Source organism: Streptomyces sp. UNOB3_S3 (assembly GCF_020740895.1).
Taxonomy (GTDB): Bacteria; Actinomycetota; Actinomycetes; order Streptomycetales; family Streptomycetaceae; genus Streptomyces.
The window spans coordinates 1-17516 of sequence record NZ_JAILXP010000032.1 but is presented as its reverse complement, the minus strand read 5'-3'; the positions used below and the strand labels follow the sequence as shown (position 1 = coordinate 17516).

Genomic DNA, 17516 nt, shown 5'->3' with positions numbered 1-17516 from the left:
TGGTCATGCCGATGCCTATCCGAGCCGTATCCAGCGAAGACCTTCCCCTGCTCCAGGACATCGAACGGGCCGCCGGACGATGCTTCCGGGACATCGGCATGCCCGAGATCGCCGACGACGAGCCCCTGCCGATCACGGAACTCGCCCGCTACCAGCACGCCGGGATGGCCTGGGTCGCCGTCGACCGGGCCGATACTCCCGTCGCCTACCTCATCGCCGAACACATCGACGGGAACTTTCACGTCGAACAGGTATCGGTACGTCCGGAGAGCGCGCGCCAACGTATCGGACGTTCCCTGCTGGACCACCTCGCACGCCGTGCCGAAGCCGAAGGAATCCCGGCACTGACCCTCACCACCTTCAAGGACGTGCCGTGGAACGCCCCGTACTACGCGCGCTGCGGCTTCCAGCCGGTCGCCGAGCATGCCCTGGGCCCAGGCCTGCGAACGGTCCGTGAGCGGGAGGCCGCGCACGGCCTGGACCGATGGCCACGCCTGGCCATGTGCCGCCCCCTCTGACATACCGGGCCGTGAGGGACGGTCAAGGGCGGGTGCCCAACGCACTCAGATGGCCGGCCACCCCCCGGACCCGTTCCGCGTCGGCCTGTGACAGGGCGACGAGGATCTCCGGTGCCAGCGCGACCGGGGTGCCCAGCAGTTCCACGCACTCCCGTGCCCGCTGCCGGCACGCCGCCGCGATCGGCTCCGTGTCGAGGAAGTGCGGAAGCCTCATGCCGCGTTCCACCGCGACGAGGAGCGTCATCTCCGCGAAGCGCTCCGCCGCGTCGTCAACCGTCATCGTCTCGATGGGCTTGCGTCCGGGCGTGAAGACCGCGTACGAATCGTCCCCCGCGGTGCCGCCCTCGGTGAGGAGCCCGGCCAAGTGGCGGGCGATCGCCGGGGAGCAGTGGAAGCCGTCCCGGTAGGTGCCCGTCGCGAAGAACAGGCCCGGCATCGGCGCGCGACCCAGGAGCGGGAACGTGTCCAGCGTGACGGGCCGCAGACCGTAGTGCCAGCGTCGTATGGCCGAGAACGCGATGCTCCGGTCGAGCTGCGCGATACAGCCGGACAGCAGCGCCTGGACGGTGCCCAGCCGGGGTCCGGCAGGCGCGTCGAGATACACGTGATTGGTGGCTCCCAGGTACTCGACCCCGTTCTCGAGCGGCACCGCGTGCAGTCCGCAGCCGCCGACGAGGGTGGGCGTGCGCACGACGTACGGCACGGTCTCGCCCCGTGTGCGTTCGGTCTCCAGCGCCACGCCCGTACCGTTCAGCATCGGCTGCACCATGCCCGGGGGCAGCTGCTCGATCAGACGCCCGGTCGCCGCGCCGGCCGCGAGAACGACGGCTCCCGCGGGCAGCACCGTTCCCGAGGACAGCCGGGCTCCGGTGACCACACCCTTGGCCGTCACCAGGGACGTCACCGTATCGGCGACGCGCGTGACGCCGAGCCCGGACGCGGCGGCACCCAAGGCGGTGAGCAGACACCGGGCGTCGACCATCCCCTCGTTCTCCAAGTACAGGGCGTCCACGGGCTGGTCGCCCGCCTCCGCCTCCAGCCAGCCGATGCCGTAGGGATCCACGTCCTGGAACGGCTCGCCATGCTCCTTGGCGGTCGCGCGGATCGCCCGCATGCTGCCCGCGCCGTCTCCCGTGGAGCGCGCACCCAGCACGACCAGCGTGCCCCGGGCACTCCTGACCGGCACCACCGCGTCCCGTGCTGTCTCCGCGAGCCGGTCCAGCCAGCTCGGCCACAGGCGGGCCGCTTCCCGAGCCAGCGCGAACTTGGCGCGGGACGCGGGATGTTCACCGGTACGCTCCGTGACCTCGGCGAAGCAGTTGAGCATCGCTCCCGCCGCCACGGAAGCGGAACCGGGGCGCGTCCCCGGTCCGACCACGGTGATCCGCAGAGCCGGATCCCGCAGCGCCGTCTCGACGGCGACCGACAGGCCCAGCGCACCGTTCCCCACGATCACCACATCGGCTGTCCTGGCCTTCACCATTCCGGAAGACAACAGGACGGGCGTGCCGAGCGGAAGGCCGCGAACGAGACAGAGCGGGCCGTCCTGCCGCTGGGCCGTCGCCGCCTACGCGGCATCCGCCGGGAGCTCGACGGGGTACTCCGTGCCGAAGTCGGCGGAGACGGAGACGGCCTGCCAGGCTTCGGCCTCGGCGGTCTGCCGTCGCGAGTGGTCGAGCGCCATCCGGGCGGCGGTCGCGCCCAGGGGCAGATGGGTGGGGAGGTGGTCGCGCTTGACCACGCGTACGAGGATCTCGGCGGCACGGTCCGGGTCGCCGGCCATCCCGCCGGCGCGGGCCCGCTCGTGGAAGGCGCCGACGGTCGCCCGGTATTCCGGCGGGACGTCCTGGACCTCCATGGAGGAGCCGGCCCAGTCGGTGGCGAAGCCGCTGGGCTCGACGACCAGGTAGCGGATGCCGAACGGCGCGGTCTCGGCGGCGAGCGCGCGGGTGAGGCCGTCGATGGCGAACTTGGCCGCCTGGTAGGAACCCAGGCCGGCGCTGCCGCCGACCCGGCCGCCGATGGAGGAGAACTGGACGACGATGCCGCCGCCCTGTGCCTTCAGCAGGGGCAGTGCCGCCTTGGAGACGTTGTACACGCCCCAGAAGTTCGTCTCGAACTGGCGGCGGAAGTCGTCCTCCGGGGCTGTCTCGACCGGGGCGACGTTCGCGTAGCCGGCGTTGTTGACGACCACGTCGATGCGGCCGAAGCGGTCACGGGCGGCGTCGAGCGCGGCAGCGGCCGCGGCGGGGTCGGTCACGTCGAGCGCGACCGGGAGGACCTTGTCGCCGAACAGCTCGGCGAGGTCGGCGAGCTGTTCCGGCCTCCGGGCGGTGGCGGCGACCCGGTCGCCCGCCTTCAAGGCGGCGACGGCGAGGGAGCGGCCGAAGCCGCGGGAGGAACCGGTGATGAACCACGTCTGGGTTGCCATGCAGATAGCAAAACACGGTTGTGTTAATAGTGCAACCTGGTTGCGTTAGGATGTCCGTATGGCCAGCCGCAGTCAGTCCACAAGAGCCCGGAGCCCCGAGGCCAAGCGCGCCCGCGAGGCCGCGATCCTCGACGCGGCGGCCCGTCTGGCCACGGCGAACGGCATCCGGCCGGTGACGTTGACCGACATCGCCGCAGAGGTCGGCATGCACAAGTCGGCGATGCTCCGCTACTTCGAGACCAGGGAGGAGATCTTCCTGCGCCTGGCCGCCGCCGGCTGGGTGGAGTGGTCGCAGGCGGTACGCGAGCGGCTCGCCGCCGACCCGCCCGGCAAGGGCGACGAGGACCCCGCGCACGCCGTCGCCGGTCTGCTGGCCGAGTCGCTGGTGGCGAGGCCCCTGTTCTGCGACCTGCTCGCTCACACGCCGATGAACCTGGAGCGCAACGTCTCGCTGGAGAGCGTCCGGTCCTTCAAGGTGACCGCCATCGCCGAAGTCACGGCCGTGGGCGAGGCGCTGCGCCGGGTGGCCGCGCTGAGCCCGGCGCAGGCCGGCAATGTCGTCGCCACGGCCACGGCGATGGCCGGAGCCCTGTGGCAGATGGCCGCCCCGGGAACGGAACTGCGCCGCCTCTACGAGTCGGACCCGGACCTCGCCCACGCCGTCGTCGACGTCGCCCCCCGGCTGACCGACATCCTCGGCGCGATGCTTCGGGGCTACAGCGCCGGCAACGGCAACGAAGCCGAGTAGGCGGAGGCCGGAACCGCTCGCACGGCTATCGCACGGCCAGGCGTATTTATCACCCGCCCAGATGAATGGCCGTTCCGCTTCCGGTGAAGCGGCCATACATAAGTGCGGGGGCGATTCAGACCGTGCACTCGGTGTGCAACACCACACGCAACACCACAGCACATCCAGTTCGGCACCTGCACGGGAGTCCCCAACTGGCGTGCTCCGTACCTTCTTTATCTCCTTCTTCTCCTCTTTCTCGCGCTCGTCGCCCGGCCGCAAGCGGAAGGAGTGCTTCTCGATGAACGCCGGTGATCCCCTTCCGGACGTACGCGCCGCGTATGACGCCGCGTGCGCACGCCTCCTCGGACTTCAGGCCGACGACGGTTGCTGGGAGGGGGAGATGGAGTGGAACAGCACGATCCTCTCCCAGTACGTCATCGTCATGCGGATCCTGGGGCTACCGCCGGACGAGACGTCCCGGCAGGGGATGATCACGTACTTCCGCAACACGCGCACCCCGCAGGGCGGCTGGGGGATGCACCCCGCGGGCCCGCCCTCGCCGTACGCCACCGTGCTGGCCTATGTGGCGCTTCGCCTGCTCGGCCTGGGGCCGGACGATCCGCCGGCCGCCGACGCCGGGAAGTGGCTCGGCGCGCGGCCGGGCGGGACGCGGGCGGCCGTTCCGCAGTGGGGGATGTTCTGGCTGGCGGTGCTCGGGCTGGTGCCGTATCGCGAGGTGGCCCCGTTCCCGCCGGAGGCGATGCTGCTGCCCCGCTGGGCGCCCCTCCACCCGGAACGGCTGCTCGGCTGGACCCGCATGCTCTACCAGGCCATGAGCTACCTCTACGGGACACGGTTCCGCGCGGACCTGGGACCCCTGGCCGGCGAACTCCGCGGTGAGCTCTTCCCCGGCACGGCACCGGGCCCGTCGGCCGACCGCCGTCCCGATGTGGTCGTCCCGCGCGGTCGCCTCCTCCGCGTCCTCCAGCAGGGCGTGCGCGGCTGGGAACGCGTGCACAGCCGCCGGCTGCGCCGTGCCGCCCTGGAACGCTGCCACCGTGCCGTCGTCGACGAGCAGCACGCGTCACCCGTCCACGGCCTGTCCTCGGTGAACGCGCTGGCGGAATGCCTGGTGCTGTTCGCGCGGGACCCGCATGACCCCCTGCTCGACGCGGCGGTGGCCAAGCTGGAGTACTGGGTCTGGTCGGACGAGAAACAGGGCGTGCGCATCTGCGGCGACCGGACCAACGTGTGGGAGACCTCCTTCGCCGTCAGCGCTCTCCTGGCATCGGGGGAGGAGCACCGGCCGGGCCCGGTGGGGCCGGCGGTACTGCGGGCGTCCACATATCTGCGCGACGCCCAGGTCACCACGTACCCGGGGCTGGTACCGCCCCTGCGCACGGTGATCGGCGGCTGGGCGTTCTCCGACGGTGACAGCCGCTGGCCGGTCGGCGACTGCACGGCGGAAGCCGTCAACGCGCTGCTCAGTGTGCGGGACGCCGGGAGTCCCGGTGACCTCCCGCCGTGGTCCCTGCCCGCCGCGCTGGACGTCATCCTCGACCGGCAGAACCGAGACGGCGGCTTCGGCACGCTCGACCGACAGCGCGCGGGCAGGTGGCTGGAGGCGCTCAACCCGACGGAGATGTTCTCCCACTGCATGGTCGACTCGTCGTCCGTGGACTGCACCGGCTCCGCGCTCACCGCTCTCGCCCGGATGCGCGAACACCTCCCTCCGGACGGACGCCGGCGGGCCGGCGCGGCGATCAAGCGGGGAGCCGCCTTCCTGCGTTCCGCCCAGAACCCCGACGGATCCTTCGCCGGCACCTGGGGCATCAACTACACCTACGCCGCCTTCCACGCCGCCCGCGGGCTCCGCGCGGCGGGCACCCCGCCCGGCGATCCCGCCCTGCGCGCCCTGGGGCACTGGCTGGCCGCCACACAACTGGCGGACGGGGGATGGGGCGAGGACTGGCGGAGCTGCGCCGAGCGCCGCTACATCGCGCTCGACGACGGCCTGCCCGAGATGACCAGCTGGGCGGTGCTGGCCGGACTGGACACCCTCGGCCCCCGGCACCCGTCCGTCGCGCGCGGGATCCGATGGCTGTGCGCCGCCCGGAGGCCCGACGGCTCCTGGAGCGACGACCAGGTCAACGGTGTCTTCTTCGCCACCATGATGCTCAACTACCGCCTGTATTCGCTCTATTTCGCGACCTTGGCCCTGGGCCGCTACCTCCGTGCGGTCACCTCACCCACCCCGGACCCTCCCGCGTCCGGCACACCACAGGGAGCGGCATGAGCACCGAGACCGACGCGACAGCACAGTTCCAGGCCTTCGTCGCCGACCCCCGGCGCCGCCGCGACGAGTACCCCGCGATGGTGGAGCAGTACTTCGCCCTGGTCGGGGACGTCTACCGGCACGGCTGGGGGCCCTCCCAGCACATGGCCTGCTACCTCCCCGGGCAGAGCCGCGAGGAGGCGACCGAGGCCCATGAGAAGGACCTGGCCGACCGGGCCGGGCTCACAGCCGATTCGTTCGTGCTGGACCTGTGCTCCGGCGTCGGCGGCCCCGCCTGCACCATCGCCGCGCACACCGGCGCACGGGTCACCGGGATCGACCTGGTGGCCGACCGCGTCCGGGAAGCCCAGGACAACGCCCGCGAGCGCGGGCTGGACGGCAGGGCCTCCTTCCGCGTCGCCGACGCCACCTCCCTGCCCTTCGACGACTCGCTCTTCACCGCCGCCTACAGCTTCGACGCGCTGTGCCACGTACCGGACAAGCCCCGCGCCCACCGCGAAGTCGCGCGCGTACTGCGCCCGGGCGCGGTGTGGACCGGCTACGACTGGATGCGTGCCCCGGGGCCGTGGGCGGACGAGGCCGCCGAGGCCATCTGCCGGGCCCACGGCCTGTCCGCCCTGGCGACGGTCGACGAGCTCCGCTCGGCCCTGACCGCCGCCGGATTCACGGAGATCCACGTCAGCGACGGCCAGGACATCGGTGACTGGGCACCCAACTGGGACCTGCTCGAGAAGCTCGTCGCGGAGCTGCCGCCCCGCGACGAGCTGCCGCCCCTGCTGCGGATGATGACCGACGGCGCCCGAGCGATGTGCGAGGGCGCCCGCAGCGGCGCCTTCTTCATCGGATACTGGCACGCCCGCCGCCCGCAGGAGGGGCCGTGACCGCCGACCGCCCACCGGACCCCGCACCCATGGACACGGCCCGGCCGCTGCCCGCCGTGCCCGGTGGCCTCCCGCTGATCGGCCACACGCTGCCCTTTCTCCGCGGCCCCGGCGAATTCCTGCTGCGCCACCACGCCGCGCTGGGTGAAGCCATCACCTTCACCATCCTGGGCACCAAGGTGGCCTCCTTCTGCAGCCCGCACCTCAACGCCGCCGTCCTGGGACACGACGACAGCGAACTCAACCGCCAGTACATGCAGGCCCGTCTCATCCCCGTGTTCGGCGAGGGCCATCTGTTCGACGATCCCCCCGAACTCATCGCCTGGCACAAGAAGGTCACGCGATCGGTTCTGCGGCGCGAGGCCATGGCGCGGCATGTGACGACCATGTACGAACAGGTCGAGCGGTACACGGCGGACTGGGGCCGGCGCGGCGAGGTCGACATCGTCACGGCCGCCCGCGAGGTGACGGCGCTCGTCACCGCCCACTGCCTGATCGGGCCCCGGTACGGACGAGCCATGGGATCGGCCCTCCCTGACCTGCTGGGGCGACTGGAGTCCGCCCTCTACCTGTCCTTCGCGGTCGCGCCCGGGGCACCGATGCCTGCCTACCGCCGAAGGGACCGTGCCCGGGCCACCCTCACCCGCACGATCAAGGACATCGCGCCCGAGGACCGCCCGCGCGGTCTCGACCACGGCCTGTTCGAGACGATCGTCGGCACTCCCCGGCCGGACGGCACCACGACGGACGCGGACGCCGCTGCCGCCATCGCCATGGGCCTGCTGTTCGGCGGCTACGCGACCACCTCCGTGCACACCGCGTGGACGGGCATCCTCCTGCTGCAGCACCCCCGGTGGCTGCCCGTCGTACGCGCCGAACAGGACGCGCTCTTCGCCGAACCGACGACTCCCACGCTGCAAACGCTCCACGAGATGGACTGGTTGGGGTACTGCCTGCTGGAAGCGGAACGCCTCCACCCGCCCGCTCACTCCATCCTGCGCACCGCGGCCCGGGACGTGAACATCGGCGGCCATCTGGTGCCGCGCGGCCGCATGGTGATCGTGTCCCCGGCGGCCTCCCACCGGCTGCCCCAGGTCTTCCGCGACCCCCACCGCTACGACCTCGACCGCTACGCCCGCCACGCGGAACACCGCGCCACGCCCGCCCCGCTGATCGGCTTCAGCGGAGGACGCCACCCCTGCCTGGGGATGACCTTCGCCCAGCAGAGCGTCAAGGTCTTCTGGAGCGCCCTCCTGCGCGACTTCGACCTCGAACTCGTCGACACCGACGTCCGTCCGGCCCGCCTGTCCCTGTTCAACCCGCCCCGCCAACCCTGCCTCTTGCGCTACCACCGCAGGAAGCCATGAACCCCGCCGTCTACGACGTCGCCGTCATCGGCGCGGGACCGGCGGGCTGCGCCGCCGCCCTCGCGCACGCGCGACGCGGCCTCAGCGTGCTGCTGCTGGAGGCGGCCGACCGGCCTCCGGCGCGGCTCGCGGGGGAGTGGATCCACCCCACCGGGCTCGACGCCCTGCGCCGGCTGGGCGTCGACCTGCCGGCGGACCGCACGACCTCCGCCCAGGGTTTCGTCCTGCATCCCGAGGACGCCGGTCCGCCCATCATGCTCCCCTGCCCCGACGGCAGGCCGGCCGCCACCATCCGGCACGAGGACCTGGTCACCGCCCTCCGTGCCGGGGTGGCCGCCGACCCGGGCATCACCCTGGCCCTCGGCGCCCGGGCCCGGTCCGTCGAGCACACCACCGTCACATACACCGAAGGCGCCGGCCCGGCACGGCGCGCCCGCGTGTGGCGCGTCGTCGGAGCCGAAGGACGGGCATCCCTCATCCGGCACGTGCTGTGCCCCGCACCCGCTCCTCCCACCATGGTCTCGCGCACGGCAGGAGTGGTGATACGCGGTGTGCCGCTGCCGAGGGAGGGCTATGGCCACGTCTTCGCGGGCGGCCCCGGCCCCGTGCTGGCCTACCGGCTGGACCGTGACACCGTCCGGCTGACCCTCGACGTTCCTCTGCTGCCGCTGCGCTCCGGCCCGTTGCTGGCCTACCTGCACCGGTCCTACGCGCCCTTCCTTCCCGAGGACATGGCCGAAGCCCTGCACGACGCGCTGCGGCACGGCGACGTCCAATGGGCCGCCAACCGGCTGCGCCCGCGCCGCTGCCACGGTCGCGGCCCGTACGCCCTGGTGGGCGACGCGGTCGGCACCTGCCATCCGCTCACCGCGTCCGGACTGACCTTCGCGCTGCGGGACGCCGAATGCCTCGCACATGCCAGGAGCGTCGCCGAGCACGGCCGCCGCCGGCGTGCGGCGGGCCGCGCGGGCGAACACCTCGCCGCGGCCCTGCACCGCATCTTCTGCGACCCCGGCCGGCCCACGGCCGAGCTGCGCGGGAGTATGTATGCCGTCCTGCGGAACAGCGTCGTCGAGCGCGAACGCATGATGCGGGTGCTGTGCGCCGAGGAACACCGGACGACGGCGCTGGCCGGTGCCGTCCTGCACGTCGCCGCACACGCCCTGTGCGAAGGTCTCCGGACCCGCGAGGCCCGCACCGGATGGCACGTCCCGGCGCGGGCCTGCGCCGACTACGCGGCCTGGTTGTGGTGGATGTGCCGCAACCGCACCCACCCGGAACACCCACCGCCGCTGGGCACGCCATGACGGTCATACTGCCCCTGATGCTGGCGTTGTTCGTCGCGAACCTGGACCAGACGATCGTGACCACCGCCCTGCCGTCGATCGGCAGGGATCTGCACGGCACCACCGGCGACGTCTCCTGGATCGCGACCGCCTATCTGCTGACGAGCGCCGTGACCACGCTGGTCTTCGGCAAGCTGGGTGACATGTACGGACGCAAGGGGATCTTCCAGCTCTCCCTGGTGGTCTTCCTGTGCGGCTCCCTGCTCAGCGCCACAGCCGGCAGCGTGCCGTACCTCGCCCTGAGCCGCGCCCTGCAGGGCATAGGCGGCGGCAGCATCACCTCGCTGGTGATGGCCATCACCGGCGATCTGGCGGCACCGCGACAGCGGGCCCGGCAGCAGGCGCTTCTGGGTATGGCCGCCGCGCTCGCGCTCGTCGCCGGGCCGCTGCTCGGCGGCGCGTTCGCCGACGGGCTGTCGTGGCGCTGGATCTTCTACGTCAATCTGCCGATCGGCGCCGTCGCCCTCGCGGTCGTCGCGCTGCGGCTCCGTCTGCCACGGCCGGAGACCCCCGCCGGCCGGGTGGACGTCCTGGGGACACTGGTGGTCACCGTGTTCACCACGTCCGTCGTGCTGGTCACCACATGGGGAGGGCACCGCTACCCGTGGGGCTCACCCGTCATCCTGGCACTGATCGCCCTGGGGGCCGCTTCCCTGGCCCTGTACCTGTTCGTCGAACGCGGGGCGGTCGAGCCGGTCACACCGCCACGGCTCTTCCGCCGGCCGGTCTTCAGCCTGGCCTCGGCCGAGTACCTGATCACCGGGATGGTGCTGTTCGCGGCCATGCTCTATGTTCCGACGTTCCTGCAGATGGTGCAGCACAAGTCGGCCTTCGGGGCAGGCCTGTTCGTCATCCCCATGCTGCTCGGCATGGTGGCGGCCGCGGCCCTGTCAGGGCCGGTGATCGCGAGGACGGGACGTTACAAGCTCTACCCGGTGACGGGCGCGGTGCTGGCCGGCGGCGCGATGGCGGTCGTCAGCCGTGCAGGGCCGCACACGACGGCCCTGTGGCTGGTCGTCCCGCTGACGGTCACCGGAGTGGGGCTCGGCCTCTTCATCCAGGTCGCCCTGCTGGCGGGCCAGAACACGGTCGCGTACGAGGACGTGGGCTCCGCCACCGCGGTACTGAACTTCTGCCGCACGCTCGGCGGCGCCTTCGGCACCGCCCTCTTCGGCGCGATCCTCACCGCCGGACTCCACTCCCCGCGTCCTGGAGCGGCGGAGAGCGCCTCGGCTTTCCACACCGTCTTCGAGTGGACCGTCCCCTTCATGGCGGTCGCCTTCGTGCTGGCGCTCGCGATGCGCGAGGAACCACTGTCCGAACGACAGTGAGGATCACGGCGTCGGCCGGCCCGGCGCCCGTATGCGTGAACGTCGCCAGGCCCGGCCGGTTCCTTTCCGTCAGGCCCTGTACCGGTAGCGGATCCGGCCGCGGGTGAGGTCGTAGGGGCTGAGTTCCACGAGCACCCGGTCGTACGGGAGGATCTTGATGTAGTTCTTCCGGATCTTCCCGCTGATGTGGGCGAGCACGGTGTGCCCGTTCTGGAGTTCCACCTTGAAGGTGGCGTTGCGCAGGCACTCGATGACGGTGCCTTCGACTTCTATGCCCTTTGCTGTTTTTGTCATGGTCTCTCGACTCTCCCGTTCTGTGACGGTGTATTCGGCAGGAAACGAATGCGGTGCGCGCCAGCCGCGGTTGTGGTGTGGCGGCGCGTCAGCGACGGACGAGCTCCAGGGTGCCGGCCGCGCGCCGGGCGCCGATGCTCTCGAACAGGGCGGTGGCCGCCGCGTTGGACTCGTTCACCTCGGCCCATGCCGAAGCGGTCCCGGAGCGGTGCAGTGAGCCCAGCGCGTGGGCCAGCAGCGCCCGGGCGATGCCGCGACGGTGCCTGTCGGCCCGGACGGCGATCAGCCCGATCCGTGGCTGCCGGGTCACCGGCGCCACCCGGACCAGTCCCACGTACTGGTCGAAGTGCCGCGCCACCGTGTACTTCGACGGGTCGACCACGGTGGTCCCCGCCGGGCGTGGCAGCACCTCGGCCGGCATCGTCCGCCAGCCGACGGTGGCCTCGACCTCGTCGCGGATGACGCGGTCCAGGGCGCGCAGCGGACCCTCCTCCGCCTCACCGGCGGGGACGATCGTCACACCTGACGGGGGCCGCGGCGAGCCGAGCCCGGTGACCCGCGGCTCGGTGGGCACGAGATAGCCCCACTCGCGGCGCGCGGCGGCGAAGCCGGCCCGCTCCCAGGCGGACCTCGAGTCGTGATCGGCTTCGTCGACGACGGTGTACAGCGGCGTCGGCAGGTCCGCCAGCATCGCGTCGGCCACGCGGTCGAAGGCCGCCTCGTGCCATGCGTCGATGCTGATGAAGAGCCGCCCGTCGGGCCGGCGCGAAGCGTCGCCGCTGCCGACCACCCGGTCGTCCTCCACGGCGCGCCACCGCGTGTCCGAAACCCGCGTGACGGCAACCGCGTGGTCGCCCGCGCCCGAAATGGAATGCGCAAAGTTCATTGGTGTTGCCTCTCAGGAGTGCCTTGTCCGAGGCGCTCCCAGGCGACACCTACGTCAATCGCCCACCGTGACGAAAAGGGGGAGCACCCACACGGATACAGCCTTCATGGGTCTCACCTCCTCGCGTTCTCTCACGGCTGCCCAGACGGTACCAGCGGGGACCGCTCGGCCCAACCCATTTAAAGCCGGGCCGGGGGTGCCCTGTCTCGTTTGGTGAGTTTCTCAGCGGTGGAAGCGGTGTGCCGCACACTCGTGGATCGTCCTGGTCCAGGCGGCGAGCGCCGGGATATCGGACGTCGACTCGCTCAGGTTCTGCCACAGATTCGCACCGCTCCAGCGGGTGAACCAGCGGTGGGCCGTAGGCACGCTGACCCCGAACGAGGAGGGCAACTGCTGCCACGCACAACCGCTGGTGATCACGTAGACGACGGCGACCATGACCCCGCGCGCGTCAGCCGCCGCCCTGCCACCGCCCTGGGGCCGCGGCGGCGGGGCTGGCAGGAGCGGACGAGCCGCCGCCCACATCTCGTCGGGGACCAGGCGCTGAGCGAGTGCCTCCATTCCCGTGAGCGTACGCACCCGTGACGGGGCACCCCGCCGATCCGCCAAATGAGACATGAGCTCATATGCGCGCAAGAGCCGAGTGGGCTTATCGTCGGCAGCCCACCGACGAATCCGGCACCAACCACGAGGGGGAACCCATGACCATTCTCGTAACGGGCGCGACGGGCAGGGTCGGCCGCGTCCTGGTCGACCGGCTGCTCGCGGCCGGACAGCGAGTGCGGGCCCTGACCAGGAACCCGGAAGAAGCCCGCCTCCCCGACGCCGCCGAGGTGGTGCCGGGCAGCCTCACCGAACTCACAGGAGCCGCGACGGCACTCGACGGTGTGGACGGCGTCTATTACCTGTCCGGAGCGCTCGACCCGGAACGCGCGACACAACAGGCCCGCGCGTTCATGAAGCTCGCCGCGGGCGCGGGGGCCAGGCGCATCGTCGACCTCTCCGGCCTCGCCGTCACCGTTCGGCGGCCCGGCAGCTACGAAATGCTGCGCGACGTCGAGGAGGTCATCGAAGCCTCGGGTCTGGAATGGACGCACATCCGGCCGGGCGAGTTCGCCAGTAACAAGCTGGACATGTGGGGCGCGTCGATCCGCGCGGAGAGCACGGTGCGCAGCGCCTTCCCCGACGCACTCGGTGTCCCCGTCCACGAGGCGGACATCGCCGAAGTGGCCGCAGCCGCGCTTCTGTCGGACGGCCACGCCGGGCACGCGTACTCGCTGAGCGGGCCACAGCGGCTCACCCAGCGGGAGCAGGCCGCGGCGATCGCCCAGGGCCTGGGCAGGCCGCTGAACTTCGAGCCGCTGACGTACGGCCAGGCCCGCGCCGCGTACATCACGGCCGGGATGCCGTGGGACATCGCCGAATACCTCCTGGGTTATCAGGCCGAGTACGCGGAAGAGCCGCCCGAGCTTCTTCCCGATGTCGAACGAGTCCTGGGCAGGCCGGGCCGCACACTGGCACAGTGGGCCGCAGACCACGCATCCGACCTTTCAGATGATCGCCTGCGGCGGGCGAAGCACTCGGCCAGTACTGTCACGGGCTGACCCGACGCGTTACTCGTCCCGGCGGCTTGCTGCCGGGCGGCTTCCTGCAGGTGGTGGTGCGAGCGCCAGGTGACGACACGGCCGCCTTTGGCCGTGGTGCACGGTGACCTGAGCGGGCAGATGGTGCACTGTTTCGCGGTGAACCATGCCTTGCGCTGATGGTGCCGGCCGCCCGGCGGCAGCAGGACGGTGGTGCGGCCAGTCGCCTGCCGTCTGATCTTGGGCCCCGGGGCGTGAGCGAAACGTCAGCAGAACGTCAGTGGCGGACTGGAGAATCCGGGGTTGCAGCTGGTTGCAGTGCGGATGGCCTGCCGGGACCCCCTTCACGGCAGGCCGTCGGCGCATGAGTGAAGGAACAGTTTTCAGTATGAAGAGGATCAAGGCCGCGGTCGTCATGGCCGCTGTTGTGGCGGGACTTGCGGTGTCTGCTGCTCCGGCCCAGGCGCGTCAGTGTCAGGGGGAGGGTGGTGCGGTCTACATCTGTGAGTACGGGGTGACCGGTCACGCGCTTCCGGGTGGGGAGAAGGAACAGTTCCTGGTCGCGTCCGACCAGGCGGTATGGACGCGTTGGACCAGCGGTGGCCGGTGGGGTGGCTGGGTGTCGTTGGGAGGTGTCGTGAAGAGCGGGGTCAAGGTGGATGACACCCGCACCCGCGATGGCGGCCTGGCCACCTTTCTCCTCGTGACCGGGACCGATGGCCAGGATTGGATGAAGGTCCGAGAGCGCCTGGGGCAGGGCTGGTCCGATTGGTTCCACCCGGACCGTGCGTAATGGCACCTGACTCCGTTTGCAGGTGATGCGCGCAGACGGAGTCCCCTTGGATGCCGGCGGGACGCGGAGTCGGCTCGGGGCCGGGGGTACGGGTAGGGCTGGCCTGTGCGGTGGTACTGCAGACCCTGCACGGGCTGTCGGCCGTCGAGACCGTCGTGCACCTGCGGTGCGATCTACGGTGGACAGCCGCGTGCGGGCTGGGGCTGAACGACCGGGCATTCGATCCTTCCCCGCTGGCGTACTTCCGGCGCCGCCTGGCCCGCTCCCGGGAGCCGGACCGGATCTTCGACGCGGTGCGCGAGGTGGTGGCCGTCACCGGTGTCCTCAGGGGAAGGCATCGGCGGGCGCTGGACTCGGCGGTGTTGGAGGACGCGGTGGCCACCCAGGACACGGTCCCCCAGCCGACCGCCGCAGTCGGCCACGTCATCCGCGAGGTCCCCGGGCGGCCGATGCCGTGGGCATCCTGGCCCTGGTGGCTGGGCAGGACGTCGAGCCCGCCGACGGCTCCGACGGCACCGACGGGCGGTGGCGCATCGCCCGCCGCACCGTCTACGACCGGATGGTCTCCACTGTTCACCCCGATGCCCGGCACGTGCATACGACCCGAAGCCACCAGCAGGACGGGTTCAAGGCCCACCTCGCCGTCGAGCCGAGACCGTCCTGATCACCGCCATCACTCTGCGGCCCGCTGCCGGAGCCGAGCACCACGAGGCCGCCGTCGCCCTGGACCTGCCGTTGTTCCAGTGGAACGTCAGGGTGGTCGGGCCGGTGAAGAACGGTGTCAGACAGGACAGGGTGAAGGTGTCCTGTTCCTGACCCTTGCAGAGGACGTCGACTGTGACAGCGCGGGCGGCGGTTGCCGGCCCTGCCGGAGGGAAGGCCGCCGCGAGCAGCAGCGGCGCTGCTGCTGAGGCAAGTGCGGTTCTCCTGGTCTTCAGCGCACGCATGGCAGACCCCTTCTGTCCGGTGCGGGACGCGGTGGCCCCGTCGAATACCGGCCATGGTCGGGCCCGCCCGGCCCGCCGACGATATGCCCGTGCACGGGGGCACAGGCACCACTCAGGACGTGCAAGACGCGCCGAGCGCCCCCAACACGCCCTGAATGGTGACGCCGTCAGCCAGGGCTCGAGCCCCTGCCCGGCCCAGGCGCCACCGGCCCGGACGGAGTCGTTGACACGGCTCCGTGCTGCTGAACCGCCGCGGAAACGCGTAAGACGAAAGGAGGAGCACCCACCCCTTTCCATGATCAACATATAACGCACCGGGGGGCTTGCGGCAAGGCCCCGGTCGTGGCGCAGAATCGCCCATCGAAGCCAGAAGACGAGGCCATGGGGGTCGCGGAATGCGTGTGTTGTTGTTGGCGTACGGGTCGCGTGGGGACGTCGAACCGATGGTGGGGCTCGCGACGCGGTTGCGGGAACTCGGCGCGGAGGTACGAGTGTGCGCGCCGCCGGACTTCGCGGAGCTGCTGGACGGCTTCGGCTTTCCGCTGGTGCCGCTCGGCCGGCCGCTGCGCGAGATGGCGGCCAAGGCGGTGACCGGGGCGAAGCCACAGCCGACGGAGACCCTGCCCCAGCGCGCGGCCCGGATGGTGGCCGAGACGTACGAGCAGGTCGCCGCAGTGGCAGAGGGATGCGACGTGGTGGTGGCGACCGGCCTGCTACCGGCCGCGGCCGCCGCGCGGTCGGTGGCCGACAAGCTGGGCATTCCCTATGCGTTCGTGGCCTTCTTCCCGAACTACCTGCCGTCGCCGCACCACCCGCCGCTCGCCTGGCCGGGCCGGCCGCTCCCGGCGGACGTGACCGACAACCAGGTGCTGTGGGACCTGAACGCGGAGGTCCTGAACGAGCTGTTCGGTGAGGGGATCAACACTCACCGGGCATCGGTCGGCCTGCCCCCGGTGGACGACGTCCGCGACCACGTCTTCACCGACCGTCCGTGGCTGGCGGCGGACCCGGCCCTGGCCCCGTGGGTGCGGCCGGCGGACCTCGACGTGGTGCAGACCGGCGCGTGGATCCGTCCGGACGAACGCCCGCTCCCCGCCGATCTGGAGGCGTTCCTGGACGCCGGCACGGCACCGGTGTTCGTGGGTTTCGGCAGCATGCCGGTGCGCGACGCGCAGGACGCCGCCCGGGCGGTCATCGAGGCGGTCCGCGCCCAGGGCCGCCGCGTACTCCTCTCCCGCGGCTGGGCCGGCCTGGTGCCGACCGATGAAGGGGACGACTGCTTCGTGGTCGGCGAGGTCAACCAGCAGGCGCTGTTCGGCCGGGTGGCCGCCGTCGTGCATCACGGCGGCGCGGGCACCACGACGACGGCCGCCCGGGCCGGTGCGCCCCAGGTGGTGGTCCCGCAGATGGCCGACCAGCCGTACTGGGCCGCCCGGGTGGCCGAGCTGGGCATCGGCGCGGCGCACGACGGTCCGACCCCGACCTTCGAGTCCCTGTCGGCCGCGCTCAAGACGGCCCTGACCCCGGAGACCCGCGCACGGGCGGCCACCGTGGCCGGCATGATCCGTACCGATGGGGCGGCGGTGGCCGCGAAGCTGCTGTTCGACACGGTCGGCTGAGAAACGCGTAAGCCCCGCTCCGGCGTCGAGTCCGGCGTCGGGCCGGGGCTCACGGGTGGAAGCCGGTGACCTTCTCCGCGTCACGCGGACGCGCTGCATCCTGTTGCGGGAGGTGGCCGTGTGCCCGAGGTCGTGGCCGTCCCTGGCGTGGTGCTGCAGGGCGAAGGAGTGCCCCATTGAGCCGGCTGCGCCCTGACGTCACCTGCTGCACCACCGAGAACGGGATGGTCCTGCTCGAGGAACGGACCGGCCGGTACGGGAAGTTGAACGCGACCGGGGCGACCGTCCTCCAGGCGCTGCTCGACGGCTTCACTCCCGGACAGATCGCCGATCAGCTGACCCGGACCCGTCCCGTGACCCACGACCGGGCCACAGCCGATGTCGACTCCCCGCTCGAACAGCTTACCCGCGCCGACCTGGTAGCCGCCCCATGAGCCCCCGCCAGATCCTGGACACTCCGGGAACCCGCCCTCCGCTGCCCCGCCGCCCACACC

The 17516-nt window shown here is 71.5% G+C and carries 16 protein-coding genes and 2 pseudogenes; 12 read left to right on the top strand and 6 right to left on the bottom strand.

Annotated elements, in window-relative coordinates; genetic code table 11:
• Positions 1-11 precede the first annotated feature (11 nt).
• Positions 12-518 carry a GNAT family N-acetyltransferase gene (locus K6I33_RS05885; protein WP_229348622.1) on the top strand — a complete coding sequence of 169 codons (507 nt, stop codon included), beginning with the start codon at positions 12-14 and terminating at the stop codon, positions 516-518.
• A 22-nt stretch (positions 519-540) separates the two neighbouring features.
• Here K6I33_RS05885 and K6I33_RS05880 read toward each other — a convergent pair whose 3' ends face one another.
• Together K6I33_RS05880 and K6I33_RS05875 are read right to left on the bottom strand one after the other, a co-directional pair.
• Positions 541-2013 (bottom strand): FAD-binding oxidoreductase, encoded by a 1473-nt coding sequence (locus K6I33_RS05880; RefSeq protein ID WP_229348609.1) that lies wholly within the window; start codon positions 2011-2013, stop codon positions 541-543.
• A 72-nt stretch (positions 2014-2085) separates the two neighbouring features.
• Complete coding sequence (locus tag K6I33_RS05875) at positions 2086-2949, bottom strand: SDR family NAD(P)-dependent oxidoreductase (protein WP_229348608.1); 864 nt, start codon at positions 2947-2949, stop codon at positions 2086-2088.
• Between the two features lie 58 nt (positions 2950-3007).
• Here K6I33_RS05875 and K6I33_RS05870 point away from each other — a divergent pair, with 58 nt between their 5' ends.
• From K6I33_RS05870 to K6I33_RS05845, 6 genes are all read left to right on the top strand, one after another.
• Positions 3008-3697 carry a TetR/AcrR family transcriptional regulator gene (locus K6I33_RS05870; RefSeq protein ID WP_229348607.1) on the top strand — a complete coding sequence of 230 codons (690 nt, stop codon included), beginning with the start codon at positions 3008-3010 and terminating at the stop codon, positions 3695-3697.
• A 280-nt stretch (positions 3698-3977) separates the two neighbouring features.
• Positions 3978-5975: a prenyltransferase/squalene oxidase repeat-containing protein gene (locus K6I33_RS05865; protein ID WP_229348606.1), complete on the top strand. Its 1998-nt coding sequence runs from the start codon at positions 3978-3980 to the stop codon at positions 5973-5975.
• Positions 5972-6856 carry a cyclopropane-fatty-acyl-phospholipid synthase family protein gene (locus K6I33_RS05860; protein WP_229348605.1) on the top strand — a complete coding sequence of 295 codons (885 nt, stop codon included), beginning with the start codon at positions 5972-5974 and terminating at the stop codon, positions 6854-6856. Before K6I33_RS05865 ends, K6I33_RS05860 begins: the two co-directional genes overlap by 4 nt.
• On the top strand, positions 6853-8223 hold the full coding sequence (locus K6I33_RS05855; protein ID WP_229348604.1) for a cytochrome P450: 1371 nt from the start codon (positions 6853-6855) through the stop codon (positions 8221-8223). The genes K6I33_RS05860 and K6I33_RS05855 overlap by 4 nt, the downstream gene beginning before the upstream one ends.
• Positions 8220-9530: an FAD-dependent oxidoreductase gene (locus tag K6I33_RS05850; RefSeq protein ID WP_229348603.1), complete on the top strand. Its 1311-nt coding sequence runs from the start codon at positions 8220-8222 to the stop codon at positions 9528-9530. The genes K6I33_RS05855 and K6I33_RS05850 overlap by 4 nt, the downstream gene beginning before the upstream one ends.
• Positions 9527-10900, top strand: coding sequence for an MDR family MFS transporter (locus K6I33_RS05845; protein ID WP_229348602.1), 1374 nt, complete (start codon positions 9527-9529; stop codon positions 10898-10900). Before K6I33_RS05850 ends, K6I33_RS05845 begins: the two co-directional genes overlap by 4 nt.
• 69 nt (positions 10901-10969) lie before the next feature.
• Here K6I33_RS05845 and infA read toward each other — a convergent pair whose 3' ends face one another.
• The 3 genes from infA to K6I33_RS05830 all read right to left on the bottom strand — a co-directional run bounded on the left by infA (position 10970) and on the right by K6I33_RS05830 (position 12641).
• On the bottom strand, positions 10970-11194 hold the full coding sequence (infA, locus tag K6I33_RS05840) for a translation initiation factor IF-1 (protein ID WP_229348601.1): 225 nt from the start codon (positions 11192-11194) through the stop codon (positions 10970-10972).
• An 88-nt stretch (positions 11195-11282) separates the two neighbouring features.
• Positions 11283-12080 carry a GNAT family N-acetyltransferase gene (locus K6I33_RS05835; RefSeq protein WP_229348600.1) on the bottom strand — a complete coding sequence of 266 codons (798 nt, stop codon included), beginning with the start codon at positions 12078-12080 and terminating at the stop codon, positions 11283-11285.
• Between the two features lie 222 nt (positions 12081-12302).
• Positions 12303-12641 carry a transposase gene (locus tag K6I33_RS05830; RefSeq protein WP_229348599.1) on the bottom strand — a complete coding sequence of 113 codons (339 nt, stop codon included), beginning with the start codon at positions 12639-12641 and terminating at the stop codon, positions 12303-12305.
• 140 nt (positions 12642-12781) lie between these two features.
• On the opposite strand from K6I33_RS05830, the gene K6I33_RS05825 reads away from it, so the two are divergent.
• Positions 12782-13684 (top strand): SDR family oxidoreductase, encoded by a 903-nt coding sequence (locus K6I33_RS05825; protein WP_229348598.1) that lies wholly within the window; start codon positions 12782-12784, stop codon positions 13682-13684.
• 35 nt (positions 13685-13719) lie between these two features.
• On the opposite strand, the pseudogene K6I33_RS36545 reads toward K6I33_RS05825, so the two are convergent.
• Positions 13720-13866: pseudogene (locus tag K6I33_RS36545) on the bottom strand (transposase); the annotation flags it as partial.
• A 185-nt stretch (positions 13867-14051) separates the two neighbouring features.
• Between K6I33_RS36545 and K6I33_RS05820 the strand changes: the two are divergent.
• From K6I33_RS05820 to K6I33_RS05805, 4 genes and pseudogenes are all read left to right on the top strand, one after another.
• Positions 14052-14456: a hypothetical protein gene (locus K6I33_RS05820; RefSeq protein WP_229348597.1), complete on the top strand. Its 405-nt coding sequence runs from the start codon at positions 14052-14054 to the stop codon at positions 14454-14456.
• 53 nt (positions 14457-14509) lie between these two features.
• Positions 14510-15176 (top strand): annotated as a pseudogene (locus K6I33_RS05815) (transposase); the annotation flags it as partial.
• A 622-nt stretch (positions 15177-15798) separates the two neighbouring features.
• The gene (locus K6I33_RS05810) at positions 15799-17022 is read left to right on the top strand and encodes a glycosyltransferase (RefSeq protein ID WP_229348596.1); all 1224 of its coding nucleotides are present in this window, start codon (positions 15799-15801) and stop codon (positions 17020-17022) included.
• Between the two features lie 176 nt (positions 17023-17198).
• A complete protein-coding gene (locus tag K6I33_RS05805) occupies positions 17199-17456 on the top strand; it encodes a lasso peptide biosynthesis PqqD family chaperone (RefSeq protein ID WP_229348595.1) in 258 nt (85 codons plus the stop codon).
• Positions 17457-17516: the final 60 nt, after the last annotated feature.